Raw genomic sequence first — 2,746 nt, 5'->3', positions numbered from 1 at the left:
TCTGAAATGGGGCGAAAGTCTGTGGACTCTGTGTAAGACAGTACATGGTTTTTTAACTGTGGTATGCGACGGTGGTGGAAGCAGAAACTTAAATCGTGAGGTTTAGGAATCGCCGCACTTTTAGGGCGGCGAGGATGTCAACAATATCTCCCTCCATTTTGATGGTTTTACCTCTTGACCCCATTTTGACGGTTTTACGGGTATTAGAGGAAATTTTACGGGTTTTTCGCAGTTCATCACTGGCTTGGTTAAGGGATGCTAACATATCGTCATTCCCTATTTTTACGGTTAAGCGTCGAGCCGTTTCTAGGAGTTGTTCTGCTTTATTTGGGTCTTTATCGGCAATTTTGGTCGCATCTGAGGCTAATTGGGCAATATTGCGCTGTTGCACATACCCCATAACTTCTTGATTCACTTGTGCAACAGTTCCCTGACCTGCTAAAAATTGTACTACAACATTAAGGGGCGGTTGCTCTCCGCGGCGATTTAAGCCAGGAATATCATAAGTTAAGCCAATTTGTGCGATTCTTGCCCTAGAACTGGTACGACTATCAATGGTAAATTCTAAAATGTAAATGGTGTCATCTCCTGCTGCCGCATTACCGATGGGATAAGGGGGGGTTAAGAGCGGATATTCGGCTTGATCTGGATAAACACGGGTGATTTTAGCTAATTTTACCCCTTTGACCGTTTGAATATCTAATTTAATATTATTAATTACCTCATTTTGCGCTTGTTGATAAGCTTGAATAATATAACTAGGAAAGTCAGTAATTAAAATTTGATGGGGTAAGTCTTTTTGAGGAACAACATGGCCAAATTGTCCAGCTGTATTGTTACTAATATCATCTAATAGCTGCTCATTATAATCGCCAACCCCTAGGACCGTAATTGGAATATTACACTGAGCAAAATCATTGGCTAATTGACGGCAATCTTCTTCGCCTATGGTTTGACCATCGGTAAATATTAACGCTCTACGGGAAGTCATCGCTTGATTACCAATAATCCCTAACACTTGATCCATTCCTCTACTTAAAACAGTTCCTCCACTAAATTTAGTTAGTTGATCAATAGCCGATTCAATCGGTTGAATTTGGGTTGCAGGGGTTAAATTAATTAAAGTAGAAGCTTGGTCATCAAAACGAACTAAAGCAATGCGATCTTCTTTGGTTAAACCACCTGAATGTAATAGTTTTTTCAGGGATTGAATCACTACCTCTAGTTTGGTCATTCCCCCTACATTTTCATACATAGAGCCACTGGTATCAATCAGAAAAGCAAAGGTGGTAGAGGGCCGACTTTGAGCTGCTGCTGCTTGGGGTCTAATTTTCATCATTAAAAAGAGTCGCTGGTCTGGAGTGTCAGCAGGTAAAAAATCTCGATGAGGGGTTAAAGATACGGTTAACATTTGTTTTTTCTCCAAAAGAGTAAAGTTGCTAAGGGGTGTAAATATCCTCTAAAGACAGTAACATTCCAAAAGTTGGCTCAATTCCTGTTAATTCTGGATCAAATAAGTCAGGAAATTTTTGATTACCATTATCTTGAAAGTTTTCGAGATTGGTTTCAAAAAGTGAGGGTAAATTCAGTCTAATACTGGTGTAGCGATAACCTTCTTGAATATCTTCTATCCAAGCGTTAATGATTTGGTTAAGGTGATGCTCTCGAATGGCACATAAACTTTCTTGTTGTAAGGTGTCTTGTAACTCTTGACGAATTTTTGGGGTAAAAATTTCTTGAGGATTATCCTCATAATGGGGGTGTAAATCTAAAGGATACTGATAACCTGCCGGTGGAGAACTTTGGGTGTGTAATGATAGGGTATATATAACCATAGAATAGCAACCATAAAATTAATACAGAGAAAAAATAAGTTTATTATGGCGATTTTAACATAGAATTGTTATTTTACAAAGAAATTTAGTTAATTTTAATCTTTCTCAATCCCAATTAAATATCGTCTTAAGAGAATTTAGCAATTAGACAGATTTAGAGAGAAGATTTCTAGATAGAGACGTTGATTAAGAGGAAGAAATGATGTCTTTTGATTGGACTTCCAGACGAATTTCTCCAAACTTACGAGTGTCCCCATTCTTTAAGAGATAAATGAGTTTTTTCATTCCTTTTGCTTGAGCATAATCAGCATTATATTCCATAATAATCTCCTCTCCCTGTTGAAAAATTTTGGCGGTTTCTGGATAAAATCCTTCGGCTTTACTGAGGAGAATATGAGCATTTTGATGACTTCCTAAAATAATGGGAATATCCCCTAAAGAAAGAGTAGTGGTTTCCTTTTCATGCCAATGAATCAGTAAATAGGCTTTACGACTTAATTGTTCGAGTAAAGCGATCATTAAACCAATAAAAAAGCCTAAAATCACTCCGCCTAATAATCTACCACCGATTTCCCCGATTAAAGGCGACAGTAATAAAAAACCTGCTGCTCCCATTCCCCCTCCAATTGTGCCACCTTGTACGCCGCGAATCCTCCTTAAATTAGGAACAAAAAAGGACATTCCCCCACCGAGTAATCCACCTAATAACATCCATCCCACAATTCTCCCTAAAAGAATAAGGAAGGAAAGACTAGAAATCGGGGTAAAATGGCTCTTCGGGACTTGGTATGGTTCGATATGGGGGCATAAATCGACTAAATCCTTATCTGGCAAGAGATTTAATTGATTAGTTCGCTCTAGATCGCAAACAATTGACAAAAATCGCGGTAATGTCTGTCTCTATAAGGGTT

The 2,746-nt window shown here is 38.3% G+C and carries 3 protein-coding genes; all 3 read right to left on the bottom strand.

Annotated features, from left to right (window positions below):
* Positions 1-88: 88 nt before the first annotated feature.
* Positions 89-1,411, bottom strand: a complete 1,323-nt coding sequence (locus PX482_RS22815) for a vWA domain-containing protein (protein WP_288027987.1) — start codon at positions 1,409-1,411, stop codon at positions 89-91.
* Positions 1,412-1,439: 28 nt separating this feature from the next.
* Complete coding sequence (locus PX482_RS22810) at positions 1,440-1,835, bottom strand: hypothetical protein (RefSeq protein WP_004159374.1); 396 nt, start codon at positions 1,833-1,835, stop codon at positions 1,440-1,442.
* Positions 1,836-2,021: 186 nt separating this feature from the next.
* Positions 2,022-2,714 carry a hypothetical protein gene (locus tag PX482_RS22805; RefSeq protein ID WP_288027989.1) on the bottom strand — a complete coding sequence of 231 codons (693 nt, stop codon included), beginning with the start codon at positions 2,712-2,714 and terminating at the stop codon, positions 2,022-2,024.
* Between the last annotated feature and the right edge of the window lie 32 nt (positions 2,715-2,746).

The organism is Microcystis sp. M53602_WE12 (assembly GCF_030065455.1).
Lineage (GTDB): Bacteria > Cyanobacteriota > Cyanobacteriia > Cyanobacteriales > Microcystaceae > Microcystis > Microcystis aeruginosa.
Note: the sequence above shows the minus strand (reverse complement) of the source record. Positions and strands in the feature narration are given on the sequence as shown.